At 56.2% G+C, this 23,031-nt stretch carries 22 protein-coding genes and 1 pseudogene; 8 read left to right on the top strand and 15 right to left on the bottom strand.

Features of this window, described 5'->3' with window-relative positions:
* Positions 1-132 precede the first annotated feature (132 nt).
* On the top strand, positions 133-1,035 hold the full coding sequence (gene hslO / locus D8U69_RS09610) for an Hsp33 family molecular chaperone HslO (protein WP_056852109.1): 903 nt from the start codon (positions 133-135) through the stop codon (positions 1,033-1,035).
* A 180-nt stretch (positions 1,036-1,215) separates the two neighbouring features.
* A complete protein-coding gene (locus D8U69_RS09605; protein ID WP_056852110.1) occupies positions 1,216-2,757 on the top strand; it encodes a phosphoenolpyruvate carboxykinase in 1,542 nt (513 codons plus the stop codon).
* 93 nt (positions 2,758-2,850) lie between these two features.
* On the opposite strand, the gene D8U69_RS09600 is transcribed toward D8U69_RS09605, so the two are convergent.
* The 9 genes and pseudogenes from D8U69_RS09600 to D8U69_RS09560 form a co-directional block, all read right to left on the bottom strand.
* The gene (locus D8U69_RS09600) at positions 2,851-3,474 is read right to left on the bottom strand and encodes an HNH endonuclease (protein WP_111449476.1); all 624 of its coding nucleotides are present in this window, start codon (positions 3,472-3,474) and stop codon (positions 2,851-2,853) included.
* A complete protein-coding gene (locus D8U69_RS09595) occupies positions 3,471-4,670 on the bottom strand; it encodes an AAA family ATPase (RefSeq protein WP_177434559.1) in 1,200 nt (399 codons plus the stop codon). Before D8U69_RS09595 ends, D8U69_RS09600 begins: the two co-directional genes overlap by 4 nt.
* 708 nt (positions 4,671-5,378) lie before the next feature.
* A complete protein-coding gene (locus D8U69_RS09590) occupies positions 5,379-6,650 on the bottom strand; it encodes a HipA domain-containing protein (protein ID WP_130907195.1) in 1,272 nt (423 codons plus the stop codon).
* Complete coding sequence (locus D8U69_RS09585; RefSeq protein ID WP_130907194.1) at positions 6,647-7,138, bottom strand: helix-turn-helix transcriptional regulator; 492 nt, start codon at positions 7,136-7,138, stop codon at positions 6,647-6,649. Before D8U69_RS09585 ends, D8U69_RS09590 begins: the two co-directional genes overlap by 4 nt.
* Before the next feature lie 194 nt (positions 7,139-7,332).
* On the bottom strand, positions 7,333-7,698 hold the full coding sequence (locus D8U69_RS09580) for a DUF1493 family protein (RefSeq protein WP_130907193.1): 366 nt from the start codon (positions 7,696-7,698) through the stop codon (positions 7,333-7,335).
* 88 nt (positions 7,699-7,786) lie between these two features.
* Positions 7,787-7,942: pseudogene (locus tag D8U69_RS09575) on the bottom strand (YhfG family protein); the annotation flags it as partial.
* Positions 7,943-8,053: 111 nt separating this feature from the next.
* Entirely contained in the window at positions 8,054-8,350 is a 297-nt protein-coding gene (locus D8U69_RS09570; protein WP_130907191.1) for a hypothetical protein, read from the bottom strand.
* Positions 8,351-8,731: 381 nt separating this feature from the next.
* Positions 8,732-9,859: a hypothetical protein gene (locus D8U69_RS09565; protein WP_056852112.1), complete on the bottom strand. Its 1,128-nt coding sequence runs from the start codon at positions 9,857-9,859 to the stop codon at positions 8,732-8,734.
* A gap of 102 nt (positions 9,860-9,961) precedes the next feature.
* Positions 9,962-10,243 carry a hypothetical protein gene (locus D8U69_RS09560; protein WP_056852113.1) on the bottom strand — a complete coding sequence of 94 codons (282 nt, stop codon included), beginning with the start codon at positions 10,241-10,243 and terminating at the stop codon, positions 9,962-9,964.
* A 361-nt stretch (positions 10,244-10,604) separates the two neighbouring features.
* Between D8U69_RS09560 and D8U69_RS09555 the strand changes: the two genes are divergently transcribed.
* From D8U69_RS09555 to D8U69_RS09545, 3 genes are all read left to right on the top strand, one after another.
* On the top strand, positions 10,605-12,533 hold the full coding sequence (locus D8U69_RS09555; RefSeq protein ID WP_130907190.1) for a RecQ family ATP-dependent DNA helicase: 1,929 nt from the start codon (positions 10,605-10,607) through the stop codon (positions 12,531-12,533).
* A 134-nt stretch (positions 12,534-12,667) separates the two neighbouring features.
* Positions 12,668-13,894 carry a 3-hydroxyacyl-CoA dehydrogenase gene (locus tag D8U69_RS09550; protein WP_130907189.1) on the top strand — a complete coding sequence of 409 codons (1,227 nt, stop codon included), beginning with the start codon at positions 12,668-12,670 and terminating at the stop codon, positions 13,892-13,894.
* 144 nt (positions 13,895-14,038) lie between these two features.
* Complete coding sequence (locus tag D8U69_RS09545; RefSeq protein ID WP_056852116.1) at positions 14,039-14,458, top strand: thioesterase family protein; 420 nt, start codon at positions 14,039-14,041, stop codon at positions 14,456-14,458.
* 61 nt (positions 14,459-14,519) lie between these two features.
* On the opposite strand, the gene D8U69_RS09540 is transcribed toward D8U69_RS09545, so the two are convergent.
* From D8U69_RS09540 to D8U69_RS09525, 4 genes are all read right to left on the bottom strand, one after another.
* Positions 14,520-15,011 (bottom strand): glycine zipper domain-containing protein, encoded by a 492-nt coding sequence (locus D8U69_RS09540; RefSeq protein WP_056852117.1) that lies wholly within the window; start codon positions 15,009-15,011, stop codon positions 14,520-14,522.
* 359 nt (positions 15,012-15,370) lie between these two features.
* On the bottom strand, positions 15,371-17,719 hold the full coding sequence (locus tag D8U69_RS09535) for an FdhF/YdeP family oxidoreductase (RefSeq protein WP_130907188.1): 2,349 nt from the start codon (positions 17,717-17,719) through the stop codon (positions 15,371-15,373).
* Positions 17,716-18,555, bottom strand: a complete 840-nt coding sequence (fdhD, locus tag D8U69_RS09530) for a formate dehydrogenase accessory sulfurtransferase FdhD (RefSeq protein WP_056852119.1) — start codon at positions 18,553-18,555, stop codon at positions 17,716-17,718. The genes D8U69_RS09535 and fdhD overlap by 4 nt, the downstream gene beginning before the upstream one ends.
* A gap of 92 nt (positions 18,556-18,647) precedes the next feature.
* Positions 18,648-19,535, bottom strand: coding sequence for a LysR family transcriptional regulator (locus tag D8U69_RS09525; protein WP_056852120.1), 888 nt, complete (start codon positions 19,533-19,535; stop codon positions 18,648-18,650).
* 130 nt (positions 19,536-19,665) lie between these two features.
* Between D8U69_RS09525 and lysM the strand changes: the two genes are divergently transcribed.
* On the top strand, positions 19,666-20,115 hold the full coding sequence (gene lysM, locus D8U69_RS09520) for a peptidoglycan-binding protein LysM (protein WP_056852121.1): 450 nt from the start codon (positions 19,666-19,668) through the stop codon (positions 20,113-20,115).
* 146 nt (positions 20,116-20,261) lie between these two features.
* Here lysM and yrfG read toward each other — a convergent pair whose 3' ends face one another.
* Positions 20,262-20,924 (bottom strand): GMP/IMP nucleotidase, encoded by a 663-nt coding sequence (gene yrfG / locus D8U69_RS09515; RefSeq protein WP_056852122.1) that lies wholly within the window; start codon positions 20,922-20,924, stop codon positions 20,262-20,264.
* Positions 20,925-21,013: 89 nt separating this feature from the next.
* On the opposite strand from yrfG, the gene nudE reads away from it, so the two are divergent.
* Positions 21,014-21,580, top strand: a complete 567-nt coding sequence (gene nudE / locus D8U69_RS09510) for an ADP compounds hydrolase NudE (protein WP_034148495.1) — start codon at positions 21,014-21,016, stop codon at positions 21,578-21,580.
* Complete coding sequence (gene cysQ, locus D8U69_RS09505; RefSeq protein ID WP_130904490.1) at positions 21,577-22,404, top strand: 3'(2'),5'-bisphosphate nucleotidase CysQ; 828 nt, start codon at positions 21,577-21,579, stop codon at positions 22,402-22,404. Before nudE ends, cysQ begins: the two co-directional genes overlap by 4 nt.
* Before the next feature lie 135 nt (positions 22,405-22,539).
* Here the strand turns inward: cysQ and D8U69_RS09500 are convergent, their stop codons facing one another.
* Entirely contained in the window at positions 22,540-22,995 is a 456-nt protein-coding gene (locus D8U69_RS09500) for a YiiD C-terminal domain-containing protein (protein ID WP_130904489.1), read from the bottom strand.
* Between the last annotated feature and the right edge of the window lie 36 nt (positions 22,996-23,031).

Here is a 23,031-nt window from a genome sequence, read left to right as displayed (position 1 = left end):
GTATGTGCCGTTCGTCGTAAAACGCGCGCAGTCGCCGGCCTGTAAGCCATAACCAGACAGCCAGGGGCTGTGGCCAAGGCGTAACCTCGAATTCTGTAATCACTTTTGTCTCCACTTCAGATACCCAGACTTATGACCGACCTACCGGATAACGACTTCACTCAACGCTTCATCTTCGATGACAGCGACACCCGTGGCGAGATGGTTTCGCTGGAGCTCAGCTACGCTGAAGTCCTGGCCAAACACGCCTATCCGGAGCCGGTTGCGCAACTGCTCGGCGAACTGATGGCGGCGGCGGCGTTGCTGGTCGGCACCTTGAAGTTTGATGGCTTGCTGATCCTTCAGGCCCGCTCCGAAGGCCCGATCCCGTTGCTGATGATCGAATGTTCCAGCGAGCGCGACATCCGAGGCCTGGCCCGTTATGAGGCCGAGCGGATTGCGCCCGACGCCACCCTGGCCGATCTGATGCCCGACGGCTCGCTGACACTGACCATCGACCCGACACAAGGCCAGCGCTACCAGGGCGTGGTCGATCTGGACGGTGAAACGCTGTCTGACTGCTTCACCAACTACTTCGTGATGTCCCAACAGATCGGCACGCGCATCAAGCTTTGCGCCGATGGCCGTCGCGCCCGTGGCCTGTTGCTGCAGCAACTGCCTGCCGATCGCCTGAAAGACGAAGAAGAACGCGCCGCCAGCTGGCAGCACCTCACCGCGTTGAGCGGGACGTTGACTGCCGATGAGCTGTTGGGCCTGGACAACGAAACCGTCCTGCATCGTCTCTACCACGAAGAGCAAGTGCGTTTGTTCGACGTGCAAAAACTGCGCTTCCGTTGCAGCTGCTCGCGCGAACGTTCAGCCAACGCACTGGTCAGTCTGGGTATGGAAGACGCGCAGAATCTGGTGGTTGAACACGGTGGAAAGATCGAAATTGACTGTCAGTTCTGCAACCAGCAATACCTGTTCGACGCCGCCGATGTCGCTCAATTGTTCGCCGGCGCGGGTGTCGAGACCCCGTCAGATACCCGTCACTAAAACGGTTCAGCGCAGGTAAATTCACTGCTCGGTGCCGGATTTACGCCGTTACGACAGGAGGGGCCTACTTTTTTTGGGCTTTTCTGGCATAATCCGGGCCACTTTTTTCGCGGTAGTAGTGCACGACTTTCTACTACAAAAACGTTTGGAGCACTCGGCCACTGGCCGACGGGGAACCTCATGACGCAAGCCAATAACGCCGTGTACACCGATCTGAGTGTTGATGATCTGGTTAAAGAAGCCCTCAACCGCGGTGAAGGCGAGCTTGCCGATACCGGCGCACTGGTTGTTCGTACCGGTCACCGTACCGGCCGTTCGCCAGTCGATCGTTTCATCGTTGATGAGCCGAGCACCACGGGCGCCATCGCCTGGGGCCCGATCAACCGCAAGTTCCCGGCCGACAAATTCGACGCCCTGTGGAACCGTGTCGAGGCGTTCAACAACGCGCAAGAGCATTTCGTTTCCCACGTCCACGTAGGTGCCGCTTCCGAGCACTACCTGGCCGTTAAAATGACCACCCAGACTGCCTGGCAGAACCTGTTCGGTCGTTGCCTGTTCATCAACCCGGCCCAGTACAACCCGGCTGGCCGTGAAGAATGGCAAGTGCTCAACGTTGCCAACTTCGAGTGCGTGCCTGAGCGTGACGGCACCAACTCCGACGGTTGCGTGATCATCAACTTCGCACAGAAAAAAGTGCTGATCGCCGGCATGCGTTACGCCGGTGAAATGAAGAAAGCCATGTTCTCGGTGCAGAACTTCCTGCTGCCGGCCGCTGACGTGCTGCCAATGCACTGCGCCGCCAACATCGGCGAAGAAGGCGACGTGACCCTGTTCTTCGGTCTGTCCGGCACTGGTAAAACCACCCTGTCCGCCGACGAAAGCCGTTACCTGATCGGTGACGACGAACACGGTTGGGGCGAGGGCGTAGTGTTCAACATCGAAGGCGGTTGCTATGCCAAGTGCATCGACTTGTCCGAGAAGAACGAGCCGGTTATCTGGAAAGCCATCAAGCACGGCGCGGTCCTGGAAAACGTCGTCATCGACGATGCCAAGCACGCCGACTATGCCGATGTCAGCCTGACCCAGAACAGCCGTGCCGCGTACCCGCTGGAGCACGTTGCCAAGCGTTCCGAGAAGAACCTCGGTGGCGAGCCGAACGCTGTGATCTTCCTGACCTGCGACCTGACCGGCGTGCTGCCGCCAGTGTCGATCCTCAACGAAGAACAAGCGGCCTACCACTTCCTGTCCGGCTACACCGCACTGGTGGGCTCGACTGAAATGGGTTCGGGCAGCGGCATCAAGTCGACCTTCTCGACCTGCTTCGGCGCACCGTTCTTCCCGCGTCCAGCCGGCGAATACGCCGAACTGCTGATCAAGCGCATCCGCGGCTTCGGCTCCAAGGTTTACCTGGTCAACACCGGCTGGACCGGCGGTGGCTACGGCGTCGGCAAGCGCTTCAACATCCCGACCACCCGTGCGGTGATCGCAGCGATCCAGAGCGGCGCGCTTATCGGTACCGAAACCGAGCACCTGGACACCATCAACCTCGACGTGCCACTGGCCGTACCGGGCGTTGAGACTGGCCTGCTGAACCCACGCAACACCTGGGCCGACAAAGCCGCCTACGACGAAGCCGCCAAAGCATTGGCCGGCCTGTTCATCGAGAACTTCAAGAAGTTCGAAGTGAGCGATGCAATCAAGGCAGCTGGGCCTAAGTTGTAAGTGTTGGTTTGATGCAATGAAAAAGCCGCCCCTCGGGGCGGCTTTTTTTTAGGTCTAATAAAGTACGTTGATGTGTCGTATGCTTTTTAACGTTCAAGGGAAAGCCTTGACGAATGTGATAAGCGCTTTAGGGTCATTTGTTAGTAGCAGTTTTAGTGCCGCGTTAACAAACTCTCGATCCGTAGAAGATAGACACGTTAGATATTCAAGTACATATCTATCTAAATTGCAGTCATATACCGTTCGTTTCCCTTTTTTATCGATGCCCGAAAATATAATATCCCCAGTGATGTCAATATGTTTGCTATAGGTGTCGATGTGAGCATGAATTATGCTGTAGTTGCTGGGGCTGAGTGAATATTTTAATTTGGTTTGTTTTGTTAGTACGGGCTTGTTGTTTTTTCTTTTGTTGCATTTTTTGCATGTTAGAACAAGATTTTTTTCTTCAAAAATGAATCTTGGGTCTTCATCAATAGGTACGATATGGTCAATGTGTAAGTCGTCATTGTCTATGTGTGGATTTTTCTTTTGACAATAAAAACATCTTCTGTCTTGATGCTGTATGAGTATGGCTTTTGCCGATGTATATATTGCTGAGAAGTCATCATGCGCCCATTTCTTTCTTCCTGTTATGGGAAGGTTGTTTATTCTCGAAATGACCAATTTATCATTGGAGGTGAAGAGGGTTGGTGGGTTGATTTTCTCAAGTGCAATCATTTTTTTGTTTTTTCCAAGATACTCGAGATTAACTTTTTATCTATTTCCCTAGTTGTTAGTGCATGTAGTTGTTTGAGTGCGGACTCGTATTCGTTGTTTTTGCTATTTGTTATGATTGAGTGCGCGGCTTTAATTATTAAATCCTTCACGATAAAGTTGTTTTTTGTGATTGTGTCGAAGTGATCGATGAAAATTCTTTCGATCCCTTCACTGTCATAGCTTTCCGGGAAATCAAATTTATTAGTTAGGTTTACAGTGTTTGAGTATTTTTTTACTGCGCCGCTTATGACAAGTGGCGAATGGGTGGCGATTATAAAAAAGCAGTTTTTAAAATGCTTGCCGATCTCAAAAATTAACTTTGTGAAGAGTGTTTGCCATGCTGGGTGTAAGCTTATTTCCGGCTCATCTATAAGTATAAGTGAGTTATTTTTCATTGAGCTTGATAAAATGGTTAGTCCGACAAATAAAGCAATTTGTCCTGAGCTAAGATCTGCTACATCAATGTCGCGATTATTCTGAATGCCATTGATTTTTACAATTCGCATTCGACCAGAGCTTCGCAGTAATAGGATTCCTCTTATCATTTCTTCAATAGGTAGTCCTGTAATTGGTTTTTCACCTATTATTAAGTTGAAGTGTCCAGGGCTTATTTCAATTTCTAATGAACCAGGTGTTTCTAGGATGAGATTGTAAAAATCTTGGAGATTTTGTTTTTGAAATCTGGAGAGTAATATATCATTGCTGCTCCTGGATACTTGTGCTCGAATAATAAAGTTTGGCGATAGCTTTGTTTCTTTTTTTATGTGCTCAATTATTCTTGAGTTTTCTTCTCCTCTTTTTTTTGCGAACTCGCATGCGGCTTGGAATATCAGAGAATATTTTCCGTTGTTTGTGGTGCCGATTTGTTCAAGTTCAATATCTTCATTGGGAAAATACCTACGATTTATATCTAATTTATTAAATGGGGTTAATGAGTATGTGATTATCTTGGATGGGGTGCCGGTTGATGTTAACTTGAACTTTGGATCTGTCTTTTTTGGGTGAATGTTAACGAAATTGGTTAGCACGTTTTTGAGTATTGTGCTTTTTCCACAGCCATTGTCTCCGGTAACAAAAAGGTACGATGAGTCGCTACCTGTATCTTTAAACTTTATGTGGGTTCCATCGGCTGTAGTAATGTCGATTAGATTTAGCAATGTTAACTCCTGTAATTCACTCTGATTTTTGTAGATGTCTATCGAGGCTTTTTTATATTCATATCGGGGGTATGGCTTGTTGAGTGGTTTAAAAGTTAAAGCTCCGGTTGTGCTTGTTTTTATCCAAAAAATTTGCAACAGAAGCTAAATGACGTGAACTCATCACGCCTATATTAGATTCTGGCATCATCGTCTCCTTTTTGAGCATCATCATGGTTTGCTGCGCTAGGTAAATTGGAAAGTGAATCTCAGATTAAATCGGAATGGAGTCATTCTGCCAGTAATTTGTAGAGTAGGGTGACAAAGTACGGCACAGACAATAGGAGTTGTTTACTTGATGAGTGGAATTTTTGGAGCAAAGTGAGTGCTGAGGATGGATAACCCTAACAATTTAAGGCTGTGTACACCTTTGATGTTGACCGAGCAGGTGTTCAGTCCCACCAGAAAATACGCGCCGCTTCAAAGCAAGGCGGCGAGTAACAAAACCATCAGTATCTCCACACTGTATCCGGATAGGTGTGCACTGCGGACGGTAGAGCCCTTCTAGCACCCGAGTATCCTCGCGTTGCGCTAATGGCTTGTGTAGAACATGCCGGTGGTCTGACGGAGTTTGTCCTGCGGCCCTCGACCCTACGTTTGAGGAACACGTTGTAGTCTTCGGGCTGGAAGGGAGATGGCATGGCCTCCGACACTCCAACTCTTTAGATATTAATTGCCAGAAAGCCGAAACGCCGACGCCATATTGTCTTGCTCACGCTTAGATAACCCCAATGCTCCGGCCAGCGTCGTCCACTGGCTGACCACCTCTCGGAAGCTCTCAATAATTTCTTCTGCATCCGCGCGACTGACCCGAAAGTATTCGGCCACTTCGCGAGCGAGTTCAAGATCCAGCGCGTTGTCGGCGTCTGTGATGTTGAGCTTTAGCCCATCGGCGTGCGCCACCGGATTCATGTCGTAGGCATCAGACAGGCGCCATCCCCGACCGGGGTCAAGGATAAAGCCATGATTGCGCAGGTGGTCGTCGGTATTGGAGACCAGGATGTTGAACACGATACGAGACCATAACTCGCGAAGATCTGCGTTGGTTTCCGAGCCGTGTTCCATGAGCACTTCTGCTAACTCAAGGTAGCTGGCACCTACTGATGCGTCGTCACCGTCAACACGGTCGGTCATGGTCATTGCTGAAGCAAAATGCAGTCGGGCACCCTGTTCGGTGCGGTCGAAGCGCTTGACCATGAAACAGTGATGATCGCTCGCGAAGCGGCGTGCAGTGCCGGTCGCGACCCGCAAGCCACAATGATTCGCCAAGGCATTCACCACCATTTCCCAGCCACCGACGTCATAGTCATCGCGAGTGCTCGGGAATTTGGCGATCCATAAATGACCATGCTCGTCAGCAACGCTGGCTTTTGGTCTGGCGCCACCTAGTGAGCCACCAGGCGCTATCAGCATCCTCAGCCACTCGCGCCCATCGAGTGACGTATTGTCTGGATCGTTTTCCAAGGCTCGGCTTGCCTGCTCCAACGCGCGTAACTCGACAAAGGGTGGGGCGGCCAGCCCATCGCGATCATCCAGAAAATTGCCTTCGTCATTGAGCTTGTAGCGGATAGCTCCAACCCGATAGAGGTCATGAACGCCTAGAAGGAAATCTGACTCGTACAGCTTCGTGCCCTTAGGGGCCAACCCGTCACGGATGTCTCGTTCCAGCCGCCGCTTCATCAGCAATTGGCCCCATCGATCCGGGCTTGAATCGGCAAAAACGCCAAACCGGGTCTGATGTTGGCCAGGGAACTGCCGACCCTCAAAAAGGCCGATTCGGGGGTCCAGGGATGTGAAGCTCAACTCGGGATCGGCCAGCGCCGCCGCGTCGTACTCAAACTCGAACACGTTGGTGGCACGAGCCTTTCTGGCATGGAGGAACCCAAGACGCCTTGGTCCGTTCAAGGATTCCCAATCCGCATACACCGAGATCAATGTCATTTTTTACCCGTCGTAGGTTTGGGGTTTTTCTTGGTTAACAAATTGGATAAAGAGTGAGTGTTCAAAGGGAAATCGGCACCAAGGTCCGATGCAGAGGGGCTGTCAAATGCTCCCGTCTCTCTGTCGCGAATAGGTGGCGATACCTTCGCTGGCGCTACGCTGCGTACTCGTTGGCGTTTACTGGCTGCGAGGCTTGCTCTCGGGGTTAATTGAGCGTCTTGCAGCTGGCGCCCCAGCTCATCCACTGCGGCGAGTTTGCTCAGGTCTTTCTCCAGGCCCAGCACCTGCATCACTGACAAATAGGCCCCCATTGTCACGCCTGATCCGCCTGACTCTAGAGAGCGCAGTGTTGTCAGTGACATGCCTGCCCTCTCGGCAACCTGCCTAGCTGTCAGCTTGCGGCGCAACCGAGCGAGTTTGAGCCGCTCGCCAAATTCAGAGAGCAGCTTGGCTGCTGCTGGCAGGAGCGGCGCTGTTTTTTTAGCCATGTGCCATTATTCCTTCGTTTTTAGGCTTTAACTACCAGAATAATAGCACTTATGTGATGATTTGCTGGGCTGCCCCAACGTGTAGCAAGTCTCTCTCTGCCAGTACGGCCGCTCCAGATGGACGTCGGAGGCGGGATTATTGAAACTGCCATTATTCCAACTTAAATTGCGAAAAACAGACAGAATATTGCCACTTAAGTGATCTGCGAGATCCCTTCCAGAGCTTTTGTATCCCACCGTTGCAACTTGACCGCTTGGTAAAGCATGCCGATGGTCAGTGGGGCTTTGTCGCCACGACCTTTGGCTCGGCGTTTGAGGAACACATCGAACCCTTCCGGCTGGAAGTAGCGATAGGCGTCGTAGTCCACGAAGTCGATCCCAAACTGTTCTTCCAGCGCTTCCATCAAATGCTGCGCATCTGCGCCGTCGCAGCCCAGGTCGAAATTGATCGAGGTGGTGAGGCTGATGGTTTTGCGTTCGGGGAGACCGAGTTCTTCGTGCAGCAACTGCATGAGCAGGTGCATGGCGTGGTCGTCGGGGAAGTTGGGGGCGAGGATCATTCGGGTGCGACCGGTTGGGCTTGAACGGACCTTATCTGTCGTCAGGTTTTGGGGGAAGGGCGGGAGCAAATTTTGACGGCTCGTCTTGTCGATATTTGGCGAGCGCTTCTTCTCGTGTCGGAAGTGGTTGGTCGAGATCTGCTGCTGAAGTGTCGAATCCTGCGAGACGCAGGCTCGCCAAGTAGTTTGAGCGGCGGGTTTTTTCATAGTGTGCTTGTTTTTGTTTGAAGGTTATTTCGCTCATCACGATTTTCCGTGCTGCTAGCTGGCCTGTTCTGGGCTGGAATTATGCGTCGTGTTCATCGCAGGCAAGCCAGCTCCCACAAGGGCGCGGCTTGCCTGTTGATGCTCAACTTCAGGTTGGCGCTTTCCAGCCCATCATGCGTTGTTGGGCGACTTTAAGCAGGTCGCAGCCGTCCTGGGTCAACAGGTAGACGGCGTGGGTGATGTGCGGGATGTCTTCCACGTCACCGTTTTTGAAGCATTGGCAATGTAGGGTTTTGAGCAGGTCGCCGGAGGCTCGGATTCGCTGGAGGGCGGCTTCGAGGATGTCTTGCGGGTTGGCTTCTGTGTCGATGATCAGGGGTGGGGAATCGGTGAGGTTGGTTTGGAGGGGGCGGTAGCGATCGGGGAAAGGGTTCAATTTATTCATTTTATGTATTCTCAAATGCATCAGATGAAACCACCACCATCGTGACCAAGCGATGGAGGCGGACTGTGTTCGGGTTGGTCAGCCGGAAGAATACATAAGACCGGCACGCCATAAGGCGTCCCAAACACAGCCACCATATAGCGTGCAGACACTTGAGGTGCCGGCAGCATACAACGGACGCGTTTATGTATTCCATCGAGTGACCAAGCCCGAGCCGCTGAATTAGCAGCGACAGCCCGACTATAGGTGTGGGCCGCCGGGCAGCGATAGACGATAAAGAGTCCCCGCTTGTAGGATCGGGCCGAACCTCGATTAGGCCCTTTCCATAGGAATTTTCGCGAAGAGTGTTCTCGCGCTTTCCACCATCCCGCGCCCGCCATCTCAACGAATATGCTGGTACGAAGCCACATCCAGAAGGTCATTGCTCAGCCCGGCTGCCGGCACATAGATCGTGCCTTTCACTGCCGAGAACCTGACCCCATTGCTGCCCAGTGAAACGTAACGCTCGCCCTGGTCCAATTCGGTGAAGTAGGTGTACGAGCACTTCTCCATCGCTTTGTATTTCGCGGCGGCGCTGACCATGGCGTTGTGGTGGTTCTGCAGGTCGGCCGCGCTCAGGTTGAGGGTTTTGTCCAGCGGCACGCCCCAGCGCTTCAGGCACACTTCGGCAAAGTGACGGACGATCAGGCCGGGTTCGGCCAGCACTTTAGGGCCGCTGACCCCGTCTGCTGCGGCGTTGCCAACCAGCGTGCCATGGCGGCCGGGCATCGGGTAGATGTGGGTTCGGGTGCCGGTGGCCGTTTGCGGGATGACACAGCTGAAGCCTTTGGAGCGCTCGTCTCGGGCGTAGAAGCCGACATATTCTTTTACGTTGGCACTCAGTTTTACTTTGCTTTCCTGAAAGTTACCGATGCCCGGTACCGGATCAATCGCAAAAATATTGACCGGGATGTTCTTCAATTCGCTGTCGTTAAACATGGCATTGGCCAGCATGTGGCAACTAATGCCGCCGCGACTCCAGCCTACCAAGTTGACCTTGGTCGGAATAACACCGTCCTTGCGAAACGTTTTGATGATTTGTTCTTGCAACTTCTGCTGGGTCACACTGCGGTCGCCGTAGTTATATTTACGCCACAGCCAGGAACCTTCGACGATCACGTCTTCGATTGGAATGCCGGCTGCCTTCAGGCGGTTGTATTCGGTCTCGGTCAGCTTTTCACGTTGCCAGTCACATTGGCCTTTGATGATGTTGATGGCGTGCTTGACGTTCTCCTCCCAGCCCTTGCCGAACAGGGTGCCGCTCAAGCCATAGTCCTTGGATTGAGTGAACAGCTCATCAGCTTGCAGGTTGCTGGTACCGGGGCCGTCGACCACGATCCATTCGGCAAATTCTCTACCAGCATGATGGGAGGCGAGTGCCGAAACCAGTTCGCCATTCCAGTAAGTTGGGTTTTGGTTGTCGAATTTGGTCGAACCGGTACCGCAAAAGAAAATAGTTAATGTAGTCATTGTGCTGCTCTTGTTTTGTTTTAAGAGCCTGCAGACTAGTTTGAGTAAATTGGATTATGAAGTGGTTAGTTGTTACCGGGGTTGTAGTATTTGTTTTTGGCTTTAATGTCTTATTCTTTGTTTTGCAACTTCCAGTAGTTGGCAGCCATCCTGCGTTAATAGATAAAGCGCATTCACGATGTGAGGGATGTCTTTAACGTCGGCCTGTTTGAAGCACAAGCAATAAAGCGTTTCGAGCAAATCGCTGGCTGCCCGCAGGCGTTGATGCGCGGCGTCGAGGATGTCGCCGGTGCTGGCCGTGGTGTCGATGACGAGGACGGGCGATTCGCTGTAACTGGTTTTGAGGGGACGATAGCGGTCGGTCGGAGGATCGGGGAGCGTCATTGAGTTGCGTCCTGTGCGAAAGCGGCAAGTGTTCCCGGCAGGCCGAGTCACTGGTTTCAGCCGCGCCGGTGACTATAGAAGGGCGTGGTGTGGTGCGACAAGACGGCTGAGGTCGACAGGTTTTGTAGGGTTTTTATTGGCTAATAAGGAAATGGACTACGTCTTGGTTGATGGTGCCTCAGACGCTGTAGGTTGTTTCGGCTTCTGTGGTGATTGGGCTGACCTCTTCCCGCAAGCCGTGCAATCCATGCAAGCCATCCGCTGTATCATCCCGTATCGTTTTTTGCCCCGACCTTTTCTCGACTCGCTGCGATCGCCGGCTAGGCTTTGCTCATCGCAGCGGTCAACGGAGTGACAGCTTATGCACAACACCCTGGAACAGGTTTTCGGTTATCCACAGTTTCGACCCGGTCAGGAAAAAACGCTCAACGCCATCATGGCGGGGCGCTCGGCGGCGGCGATTTTTCCCACCGGTTCCGGCAAATCCCTGTGCTATCAATTATCGGCCGTACTGCTGCCGCACCTGACGTTGGTGGTTTCGCCGTTGCTGGCGTTGATGCAGGATCAATTAGCGTTTCTGCAACGCCACGGCATTGCGGCGGGCAGTATCGATTCGGCGCAGAGTCGCGATGACGCCAGCGAGGTGATGGCCCGCGCCAGGTCCGGCGAATTGAAGATCCTGATGGTGTCGGTGGAACGCCTGAAGAACGAGCGTTTCCGCAATTTCCTGCAGCAAGTGCCGATTTCGTTGCTGGTGGTGGATGAGGCGCACTGCATCTCGGAGTGGGGCCACAACTTCCGCCCGGATTACCTCAAGCTTCCCGACTACCAGCGGCAATTCAACATCCCGCAAGTGCTGCTGCTGACGGCGACCGCGACGCCCAAGGTTATCGTCGACATGCAGGCGAAATTCGCCATCGCTGCCGAAGACGTGGTGACCACCGGTTTCTATCGCCCGAACCTCAATCTCTGGGTAGAACCGGTGCGCGGTCCGGACAAGCGACGGCGCCTCGTTGAATGGATGAGCGAACGCCCCGGACAGCCGAGTATCGTCTACGTCACCTTGCAAAAAACCGCCGAGCATATTGCCGAACACCTGCAACGCCATGGCATTCAGGCCGAGGCTTATCACGCCGGTTTGCCCCACGAGCAGCGCGATGGCATCCAGAAGCGTTTCATGGGCGGGCAGTCCAATTGCATCGTCGCCACCATCGCTTTCGGCATGGGCATCGACAAGAGCGATATCCGCAACGTCGTGCATTTCGATCTGCCCAAATCCATCGAAAACTACAGCCAGGAAATTGGCCGCGCCGGGCGTGACGGTCAGCCGTCCGATTGTTTGGTGCTGGCCAACCGCGACAGCCTCAACGTGCTGGAAAACTTCGTTTACGGCGATACCCCTGAGCTCGACGGTATCCGCCATGTGCTAGACGAGTTGCAAGCGTGCGCGCCGCAAGGGGAGTGGGAGTTTATGTGGGGTCCCTTGGCGGACAACAGCAATATTCGCCAGCTCCCGCTCAAGACCTTGCTGGTGCAACTGGAGCTTCGTGGAATCATCGCCCCGCGTTACGCCTATTATGCTGAGTACCGTTTCAAATACCTGGAGGAACCCGAAGCGTTGCTGGCTCGTTTCGAAGGCGAGCGCAGGGATTTCGTCGCGGCGATCCTCCAGACCTCAAAGCGAGCGCGGAGCTGGGCCACGGTGAATTTCGACGCGCTGTACGAGCAACATCAGGCCGAGCGCAACCGGGTGGTCAAGGCGCTGGATTACTTCCAGGAGAAGGGCTGGGTCGAGCTTGAAAGCAAGTTGATGACCGAGGTCTATACCCTGCTGAAAACAGATTTCGACCCCCAGGCACTCAGCGCTGAACTTCACGCCGGTTTCACTCAGCATGAACACACCGAAATCACGCGGATACACGCGATGCTGGATCTGTTCGCCACCGACCGTTGCCTGGGATTTCGATTGGCTGAGTATTTCGGCGACAGCAATGCCCCGCAACAGTGCGGGCATTGTTCGGTGTGTCACGGTCAGGTCGCCCGGCTACCGGCACCTCCGGAGCTGCCGGCACTTGTGGATAAACACTTCGAGGCGCTGTGTGGCGAGTTTATCCACAGGCATGAGCAGCACACGGGCAGCATGCCGTCGGCTGAGCGAGTGACGCGGTTCTTGTGCGGGATCAGTGTGCCGCTGTTTACCAAGCTCAAGGCCCGCACGATTCCGGGGTTTGCGGTGCTGGAGGAGTATCCGTATGCCGAGGTGCGCAACTGGTCCCAGTCACATCTTTAACCTGCAGGGATTGGCGAATGTCTTGGGGCGCATCCATCCGCTGAATGTCGCTCATCACAGGAATAAATTTCAAAAAAGGGTGGTGGCTGACTATGGTGAGGGCTGTCTTTGGATCGCCAACAAGAGAACAAGATATGAGCCAGACACCGTTCGACATTCAGCGCGCAGCCGTGATCGGCGCGGGCACCATGGGCCGTGGCATTGTCATGTGCCTGGCCAACGCCGGCGTAGCGGTGCAGTGGGTCGACAACAATCCGCAGATGCTTGAGCAGGCACTGGTTGCCGTCGCCGACACCTACGCCCACAGCGTGCGGCAGGAGCGAATCAATCAGGCCGAGGCCGATGCCCGCATTGCCCGGGTCACCAGCGCGGCTGATTATGCGGCCATCCGTGACGTCGACCTGGTGATCGAAGCCGTTTACGAAAACCTGGAACTCAAGCAGTCGATTTTCCGTAAACTCGATAGCCTGCTCAAACCTGAAGCCATTCTGGCGAGCAACACCTCGGCGCTGGACATCGACGCAATCGCTGCTGTCACCGGTCGCCCTCAGCAAGTCCTGGGCCTGCATTTTTTCAGCCCCGCGCACATCATGAAACTGCTCGAAATCGTCCGCGGTGCCCAGACCGCTCCCGCGGTAATTGAGGTAGCGCTGGCGCTGGGCAAGCGCATGGGCAAGGTCAGTGTGGTGGCGGGCAATTGCGACGGCTTCATCGGCAACCGCATGCTCAATACCTATGTGCTTGAAGCGCGCAAAATGCTGCTGGAGGGGGCTTATCCCTATCAGGTGGATGCGGCGCTGCAAGGTTTCGGTTTCGCCATGGGTCCGTTCCGCATGTTCGACGTCGTCGGTGTCGACCTGCAATGGCGCGCCCGGAAACTGTCCGGTGTGGGGCAGGATGCGCTAGAGGTTCAGGTGGATAACCGCCTGTGTGAACTGGGCCGTTTCGGTCAGAAGAGCGGCAACGGTTTTTATCACTATGAGCCGGGCAGCCGTCAGGCCGAGCACGATCCGCAGGTCGACGCGCTGGTGCTGGAAGTCAGCGAAGGCTTGGGCTTTCATCGTCGCGAAATAAGCCAGGAAGAAATCCTCGAACGCTGCCTGCTGGCCCTGGTCAATGAAGGCGCGAAGATTCTTCAGGAAGGCATCGCAGAGTCCGCCCACGATATCGATCTGGTGTACCTCAACGGCTACGGCTTCCCGGCCGACAAGGGTGGGCCAATGGCTTGGGCGGACCAGCAGGGGTTGGCGGATATTCATCAGCGTTTGCTGGCGCTTGAGACCCGCCAGGGTGATCACTGGAGCCCGGCGCGGTTGATAGGCGAACTGGCGGCGGTGGGTAAAGGGTTTGCCGACAGGTGATCGATGGGACACTTGGGAGGGCGCCTTCGCTGGCAAGCCAGCGCCCACAAGGTTAGTGGTGGTCTGTGGGAGCTGGCTTGCCAGCGATGATCACGACGCGGTTTCACTTTAAAATCGAAGTTCAAGCCCCAGGAAGCAACGCAGATGCCGCAACGCACCGAATACCGACACTTCCAGCCCATCACCACCCGCTGGCATGACAACGATGCCTACGGTCACGTCAATAACGTCACCTACTACAGCTTCTTCGATACGGCGGTGAACACTTACCTGATCGAAGTCGGTGGTCTGGATATCCATGACGGCGAAGTGGTGGGGTTCGTGGTGAGCTCAGCCTGCGATTACTTTGCTTCCATTGCTTTTCCGGAGCGGATCGAGATCGGGTTGCGGGTTGCAAAACTGGGCAACAGCTCGGTCCAGTACGAGTTGGCGGTGTTCAAGCAAGGAGAGGACGAAGCCTGCGCAGCGGGTCGCTTCGTGCATGTGTTTGTCGACCGCGCTTCGAATCAGCCGGTGGCGATTCCGGCCGGTTTGCGCGAGGCACTGGAGCGTCTGGTGGTGTAACGCCGGCAAAAAAAATCGCAGCCCTCGGGCTGCGATTTCGTTACCAGCGAGACCTCTTCGGTCAGTCGCGATGGCGATAGTGTTTGTGGTGCTTGCGATGACCATAGGCATGGCCACGGCCCGGGTGACCGTCACGGTAGTAACGACGATCATCATGGCCACGATAACGGCGATCATCATCGTCATCGTCATCGCTCTTGTTGCCCATGTAGTTACCCAGCGCGCCGCCGGCGCCGCCGCCTGCTGCGGAGCCGATCAGGCTGCCGGTGGTGCCGCCCACACTGCGGCCGACCACGTTACCGCCAGCCGCGCCCAACGCACCACCAATGGCGGCTTCGCCACGGCTGCGTTTGTCTGCGCCAACTGCGCTACCACCCGCGCCACCCAGGGCCGCGCCGATAGTGGAACCTGTATTGCCGCCAATCGATTGGCCGACGACTGAGCCTAGAACCCCGCCCAATGCGCCGCCCACACCTGCTTCGGTGGTGCCGCCGGCAGAGGCAATGCCACTGACCAGGCCAAGGGACAACAAGAGAATCGAGGAGAACTTCATGGAGGAACCTCAAGGGGATGACGACGCGATCCTGAGGCTGTGTCAGAGGTGTGACAATCGAAATCCGACGAGTAACACGACTTCAGCACATTTCTATAAGTTGCTGTTTTTTGGGCGGAACTTAACTGTTTTTCGCCGGTCTTTTACTACTTCGCAAAGGCTGTTTTCGTTAGAAAACGGCCTTTTTTGTGGGCGTTTGGAAATTTTTCGACAGTATTGAAACATGGATTGAACGGTCCGGCGCCATCGCGAGCAGGCTCGCTCCTACAGTGGATTTCCGTCGAACACCAATGATGTGTTCACTGAAGATCGAATGTGGGAGCGAGCCTGCTGGCGATGGGGGCAGATCAGACGTCGCGTTACGCCGACCTGGCCATGATCAACCCGCTCTCACTCGCCGCTTCCAGGCGGATCGCCACAAATTTCGACGTCGGCGTATGACTACCGTCCCCGGTGCTTTCCAGCGGCACCAACGGATTCACTTCCGGGTAGTACGCCGCCGCCTGCCCGGCCGGGATGTCGAATGCCAGCAGCGTGAAGCCTTTCACCCGGCGTTCAACGCCGTCATCCCAGAGCGAAACGATGTCAGCCTTTTGCCCCGGTTTGAAGCCCAGGCGAATGATGTCGGCTTCGTTGACGAACAACACATCGCGCTGACCCTTCACTCCGCGATAACGATCGTTGAGGCCATAGATCGTGGTGTTGTACTGATCGTGCGATCGCATCGATTGCATGATCAGGTCCGGCAGCTTGCCGGTGGCGCGAGTGCGTTCGTGTACCAGGTCCTTGGGCAACAGGTTCGGTTTGAAATTGGCCCGGCCCGATACGGTGTTCCACTTGCGCGCACCGGCACTGTTGCCGAGGTAGAAGCCGCCCGGGTTCTTGATCTTTTCGTTGAAGTCTTTGAAGTTGGGGATGGTCTCGGCGATCAGGTCGCGGATGCGGCGGTAGTCGCCGACCAGCCAGTTCCAGTCCACCGGATGATTGCCCAGGGTTGCGGCGGCGATGCCGGCGAGGATCGCCGGCTCAGAGCGCATCTGGTTCGACAGCGGCTCCAGTTGACCATTGGAGGCATGGACCATGCTGAACGAGTCTTCGACGGTCACCGCTTGCGGGCCTTCGGTTTGCCGGTCGATGTCGGTACGGCCCAGGCACGGCAGAATCAACGCGTCTTTACCGTGAGCCAAATGGCTGCGGTTGAGCTTGGTGCTGATCTGAACGGTCAGGTCGCAATTGCTCAGGGCCTGGAAGGTTCGAGTGCTGTCGGGGGTGGCTTGGGCGAAGTTGCCGCCCAGGGCAATGAACACTTTCGCCCGGCCTTCGGCCATGGCGTGGATGGCCTCGACCACGTTGTGGCCATTTTCACGGGGCACCTTGAACTGGAAGCGCCGTTCCAGCGCATCGAGAAACGCCACCGGCGGACGTTCGTTGATGCCCATGGTCCGGTCGCCCTGCACGTTACTGTGGCCGCGCACCGGGCACAGGCCTGCGCCCGGCCGACCGATGTTGCCGCGCAGCAGCATCAGGTTGGCGATTTCCTGGATAGTTGCCACCGAGTGGCGATGCTGGGTGATGCCCATCGCCCAGCACATGATGACGTTCTTGCCCTTGGCGTACATGCGCGCGGCTTGCTCGATTTCCACCAGCGGCAGGCCGGATTGCGCGACGATCTGCTCCCACGGGGTGTCGTCGATGACAGCCAGGTAGTCCAGCACGTTGACGCTGTGCTCGTTGAGGAAGTCGTGGTCGAACACCGCCGGCGCGCCAGTCTTTTGCGCATCGCGTTCCCACTGCAGCAGAAACTTGGCCATGCCGCGCATGATCGCCATGTCTCCGCCCAGTGCCGGGCGGAAGTACGCGGTGTTGGTTGGCTTGTCACTATTGGTGAGCATTTCGATCGGGTGTTGCGGATGCTGGAAACGTTCCAGGCCGCGCTCCTTGAGCGGGTTGATGCACACCACTTGTGCGCCACGCTTCACCGCCTCACGCAGCGGTTCGAGCATCCGCGGGTGGTTGGTGCCAGGGTTCTGTCCCCAGACGAAAATCGCATCGGCGTGTTCGAAGTCATCGAAGGTTACGGTGCCTTTGCCGACACCGACACTTTGCGACAACGCAACACCACTGGCCTCGTGGCACATGTTCGAGCAGTCGGGAAAATTGTTGGTGCCGTAGGCGCGCACAAACAATTGATAAAGAAAAGCCGCCTCGTTGCTGGCCCGCCCCGAGGTGTAGAACTCGGCCTGATCCGGGCTCGACAGGCCCTTCAAGTGTTTGGCGATCAGTGCAAAGGCTTCGTCCCAGCTGATGGGCTGGTAGCGATCGGTTTGTGCGTTGTAACGCAGCGGCTCGGTCAGACGGCCTTGATATTCGAGCCAGTAGTCGCTCTGCTCCAGCAATGAAGTGACGCTGTGTCTGGCGAAGAACTTGCCATCGACCCGGCGTTTGGTCGCTTCCCAGTTCACCGCTTTGGCGCCGTTTTCACAGAACGCCACCATACCGGCTTCATTGGAATCGCCCCAGGCACAACCGGGGCAGTCGAAGCCGCCGTTCTTGTTGGTCTTGAGCATCATGCGCAGGTTTTTCAGCGCGTTGTCGCTGGTCAACCAGGCCTGGGCGACGCTGATCAGTGCGCCCCAACCACCGGCCGGACCTTTGTAGGGTTTGTAGCGAGGAACGGGTGTCTGGTCGGCTTGACGGTGTTGACTCACGCTTGATTCTCCAAAGCAGGGCTGTAAACCCGTGGCGCATTTTTCTGTGGCAAATGGATGAGGTTGAGGTTGTGTCGTCGGGCCCACTGCACGGCAAGGCCCGTGGGCGACGACAGGCTGACCAGGGTCTGGATGCCGGCGCGCAAGACTTTCTGAATCAATTCGAGACTGCAACGGCTGGTGACAATCGCCAGCCCGCCTTCAATCGAAATGTTCTGGCGAACCAGTCCGCCGATCAGCTTGTCGAGGGCGTTGTGCCGGCCAATGTCTTCCCGACCGAGCAACAATTCGCCGCGGTCATTCATGAACACTGCGGCATGCACTGCACCGCAATGCTGGCCCAAAGGCTGGAACGCGCCGATGCGCTGGCGCAGGCCGTCGAGCCATTCGGCGGGCGGTAGCGGGGCGCCGGGCAACACTTTGAGATCCGGCAGGGCCTGCTCCACCGCTTCTACGCCGCACAGGCCGCAACCGCTGGTACCGGCCAGTTGCCGACGCTGCTGCTTGAGGTTCCAGAACGCACGGTTGGCGATGGTCACTTGCGCGTATTGAGCTGACCCTGAACCGCTGAGCTGCAAATCATAAATATCATTGGCGTCCTCGATGATGCCGCTGCCCAGGCTGAAGCCGACAATAAAGTCTTCGAGGTCAGTCGGCGTCACCAGCATCACGGCCTGGCTGATGCCGTTATAGGCAATCGCCAACGCGACTTCTTCGGCCAGCGCTGTGCTGTCCGATTCCGAATATTCAAGATTGCTGTAGCTATAGGTCTGGCTGGCGGCGGGCGCGGGCGTTTCGAGGGCAGGCGCCGCGCAGGCAGGGCGCTTGGCTTTCATGGCATCACCGACGGTTTGGTCAGCTTTAAGACTAGGCGCGGCAAACTGTCGCGTCTAATCGCTATTACTGATGTGCCGATAGATGCCGTCGATCAAGCTTGGGTCAACGATTGTTGATAGATCGCAAAGCAAGCTTCTGCCAAAGCCGAGCGTGGAGCACTGCGACGCATGATCAACCCCAACCGGCCGAGCGTCTGGGCATTTGCAATCGGTTGCAGGCGCAAGTGCTCGGTCAGGCCTTCGAGACCCCCCTCCAGCGGCATCACCGCACAACACAGGCCGCCATGCACAGCTTGTAACAGTTGATGCACGGCGTCGGTCTGTAACAGGGGCTGCGGGGTGAGGCCACGGCTGTGGAAGTTGTGATCGATGGACTGGCGAAAGTGCATGCCGCTGGTGAGCATGCCCAGCGGCAATTCGATCAGCGACTCCCAACTCAGCGGCGCCTCGCCAAAGCTGAAGAATCGCTGATCGTAGAGCAGACCCATGCGGGTTTCGCTGAAGGCCAGCGAGTCGAAGTGTTCGCCGTCCAGGCGTTCCAGATAGGAAACTCCCAGATCCAGACGATTGTTCGCCAATTGTTCGAGGATCTGTTCGGAGCTGAGCGCCGACAGTTCAAAGCGCAGGTTCGGGTGTTCGGCGTGCAGGCGTTGCATCAACGGCAGCGGATCGAAGCTCGACAGCGGCACCACTCCCAAACGCAAAGTCCCCACCAGATTGCCGCGACAGGCCGCTGCCTCGGCATACAAGCCGTCATAGGCGGCCAACACGGTCCGCGCCCAGGCCAGCACGCGTTCGCCCGGCGCGGTGAAGCCCTCGAAGCGTTGCCCGCGATTGACCAGTGGCAGCTCAAGCTCTTCTTCAAGGCTGCGCAGGCGCATGGACAGCGTCGGCTGGGTGATGTGACAACGCGCGGCGGCCTGGCCGAAGTGCCGGGTTTCGTCGAGAGCGATCAGGAATTTCAGCTGCTTGATGTCCATCTTCGCTCCAGGGGTCGGGAAGCTACGGATTCTATCGCAAGCGGGGTCATTGGTCGGGTTGGATTCGCAAGTGACGGCGGTGGTCTAGGCTTTTGTGTCTGGAACAATCAATTCCCAAGGAGAGCACACGATGAGCCTGTTCAGTTTTCTGAAAGAAGCTGGTGAAAAAATCCTCGATGCACTGACGCCCGACAAGGCTGAAGCCAACAGTGAAGCGTTGACCAAACACGTGCAGAGCGCGCTGACAGGGATCGACACTTCAAAGATCCAGGTCAAGGTCGAAGGCGATAAAGTCATCGCCACTGGCGAAGCAAACAGCCAGGAAGAGAAAGAAAAGATCCTCCTGGCGTTGGGCAACGTTGCCGGTGTCAGCGCTGTTGACGACCAGATCACTGTTACTGGACCTGTGGTCGTGGCCGCCAAGTTCGTCGTGGTCGAGAAGGGCGACACCTTGAGCGCCATTTCCCTGCGTGTGTATGGCAATGCCAACCTGTACAACAAAATCTTCGAGGCGAACAAACCGATGCTCAAGGATGTGAACAAGATCTATCCGGGGCAGTCGTTGCGGATTCCCGAGTAAAAACAAAACCCGTGGCAAGGGAGCTTGCTCCCGCTGGCGTGCGAAGCACTCCCAATCCGGCTGATGTGTTCTTTCTGATAGATCATGTCAGCTGAAGTGCGCCTGCTGCGCAGCCGAGCGGGAGCAAGCTCCCTCGCCACAAGGTCTCAAAGCCCGGCAATCAAATCCCGATAATCCTCAACTGCCGCAAACTCCGCCGTATCCCTCGGCCCTTGTCGGCTGTCCGGTTCTTTTACGGCCAGCAAATGCGCCACGCCAAAGTTTCGCGCACTGCGCAGGATCGACAGGGTGTCATCGATGAACAGACTGCGCGCCGGGTCGAAGTCGATGTCGGCCTGCAACGCCTCCCAGAACTGCGGGTTTTCCTTGGGGAAACCGTAATCGTGTGAGCTGATCAACCGCTCGAAGTAGGGCGCCAGTTCGATTTTTTCCAGTTTCAAGGACAGCGAATCGCGGTGTGCGTTGGTGATCAGCACCACGCGTTTGCCGGCCTGTTTGATCGCCGCCAGGAACGTGTCCGCGTCCGGGCGCAGGGCGATCAGATGAGCGGTTTCCAGTTTCAGGTCGCGCACCGACAGTTTCAGTTCGGCGCTCCAGAAATCCAGGCAGTACCACTGCAACTGACCGGCGTGGCGCTCGAACAACGGTTGCAACTCCATCTCGGCCATGGCCCGGCTCACGCCGTGCAGGTCTGCATAACGCTGGGGCAAATGCTCCAGCCAGAAATGGTTATCGAAATGCAGGTCCAGCAGCGTGCCATCCATATCCAGCAGAACGGTGTCGATGTCGCGCCAGGGCAGCAGGGACATAAAAAACTTCTCCAGCGGTAAAAAGATATCCGAGGTAAACAATCAGGATAGGCCGGGTATAGTAACCCGTTCACGCCAAGGAGCCGCTCATGCGCCAGAAACCCACCATCCTCGCCCGCGAGATTGTCGCCACCAGCCGTTTGTTCTGCGTTGAGGAGCTGAAACTGCGCTTTTCCAATGGCGTTGAGCGCACCTATGAGCGATTGGTTGGTAAGGGCGCAGGGTATGGCGCGGTGATGATCGTGGCGATGCTCGATGCCGATCACGCGGTGCTGGTCGAGGAGTATTGCGGTGGCACGGATGCGTACGAATTATCGCTGCCCAAAGGCCTGATCGAGCCGGGCGAAGACGTACTCGCAGCAGCTGAACGCGAGCTCAAGGAAGAGGCAGGTTTTGGCGCGCGGCAATTGGAGCATCTGACCGAGTTGTCGCTGTCGCCCGGCTACATGAGCCAGAAAATCCAGGTGGTGCTGGCCACCGATCTCTACGAAGAGCGTCTGGAAGGTGACGAACCGGAGCCGATGGGCCTGGGCAAAGTCAACCTGCGCGAGTTGTCGGCGCTGGCGCAAAACCCGCAATTTACCGAAGGCCGTGCCTTGGCGGCGCTGTATCTGGCCCGTGATCTTTTGACTCAGCGTGGAGTGTTTTTGCCATGACGTTCCCTCACCCATTGATGGCCCCCGTGATTGAACTGGCCCTGAAGGCCGGTGAAGCGATCCTGCCGTTTTGGCGAACTGGCACAGCGGTGACGGCCAAATCCGATGACTCGCCTGTCACGGCGGCAGACCTGGCGGCTCATCATCTGATTCTGGCTGGGCTGACGGCGTTGGACCCGAGCATTGCGGTGCTGTCAGAGGAGGATGCCAATATCCCGCAAAGCGTGCGTGCGGGATGGCAGCGTTGGTGGCTGGTCGATCCGCTGGACGGCACCAAGGAGTTCATTGCCGGCAGCGAAGAGTTCACCGTGAACATTGCCCTGATTGAAAACGGCCAAGTGGTGTTCGGCGTGGTGTCGATGCCGACCAATGGACGCTTCTATGTCGGCGGTGCCGGGCTCGGCGCGTGGCGGGGTGATAAAGGCGCTACGCCGGTGGCGATCCAGGTGCGCGATGCCTTGGCTCCCGGTCAGCCGTTCACCGTGGTTGCCAGTCGCCGCCATACTAGCCCGGAACAGGAGCGTTTGTTGGCGGGGTTGAGCGCCAGCCTTGGCGAATTGCAATTGGCCAACATCGGCAGCTCGCTGAAGTTTTGTCTGTTGGCTGAAGGCGCAGCGGATTTTTACCCGCGTCTGGCACCGACTTCGCAATGGGATACCGCGGCGGCGCAAGGTGTGCTTGAAGGCGCGGGCGGTGAGGTGCTGGATTTGAGCGGCGCGCGGTTCTGTTATCCGGCGCGGGAATCGCTGTTGAATGAGTTCTTCCTGGCGTTGCCGGCGAAGGCAGCATGGCGCGAGCGGTTGCTGGAACTCGCGCGCTCCTGAGTTTCAAGTTTACTTGTGGCGAGGGAGCTTGCTCCCGCTGGGTCGCGAAGCGGCCCCATTTCCGTTGTTTACGGCTGCTGCGCAGCCGAGCGCGAGCAAGCTCCCTCGCCACAGGGTTGTTCATTGCCCGAAAGTTTAACGGTGCAATACATATTGTCCGGTAAACCTCACAGCATCCTCATCACGGCCTTCATTGAAGACCCGCGTATGCAGCGTCAATCGCGCTCGGCTGTATCGCTGGAACGTGGTCAGGAATTTCTTCCAGATCACCGGATCCGGCGCCTGGCAAATGACATTGGCATCCCCCGTCACCGGCAGCGGATAACTGATCTGCCCTTCCTGAATCACGATGTGCCCGTCGGTGATGCCTTCTTCCTTGAGGCGCAAATGCAGCCAGCCCCAACCGGCCAGCACGGCGCCGCAATACAAGCTGCCGCCGAACATGGTGCTCTTGTGGTTGACGTTGGCGTCCAGTGGCAAGTGCAGGCGCAGTTGCTGATCGTGCCAGTCGAGCACCTTGAGGCCCATGTCCCGGGTGAGGGGGATGTCGTGGTGGAGGACGGATTCCAGTTGACGACTTTCGCGGCTCATTCAGGGCCTCTTATTGGCAGTTGATTATTTGACGAG

Source organism: Pseudomonas sp. Sample_16, from assembly GCF_004307665.1.
Classification (GTDB): domain Bacteria; phylum Pseudomonadota; class Gammaproteobacteria; order Pseudomonadales; family Pseudomonadaceae; genus Aquipseudomonas.
This window is presented reverse-complemented; position numbering and strand designations above follow the sequence as displayed.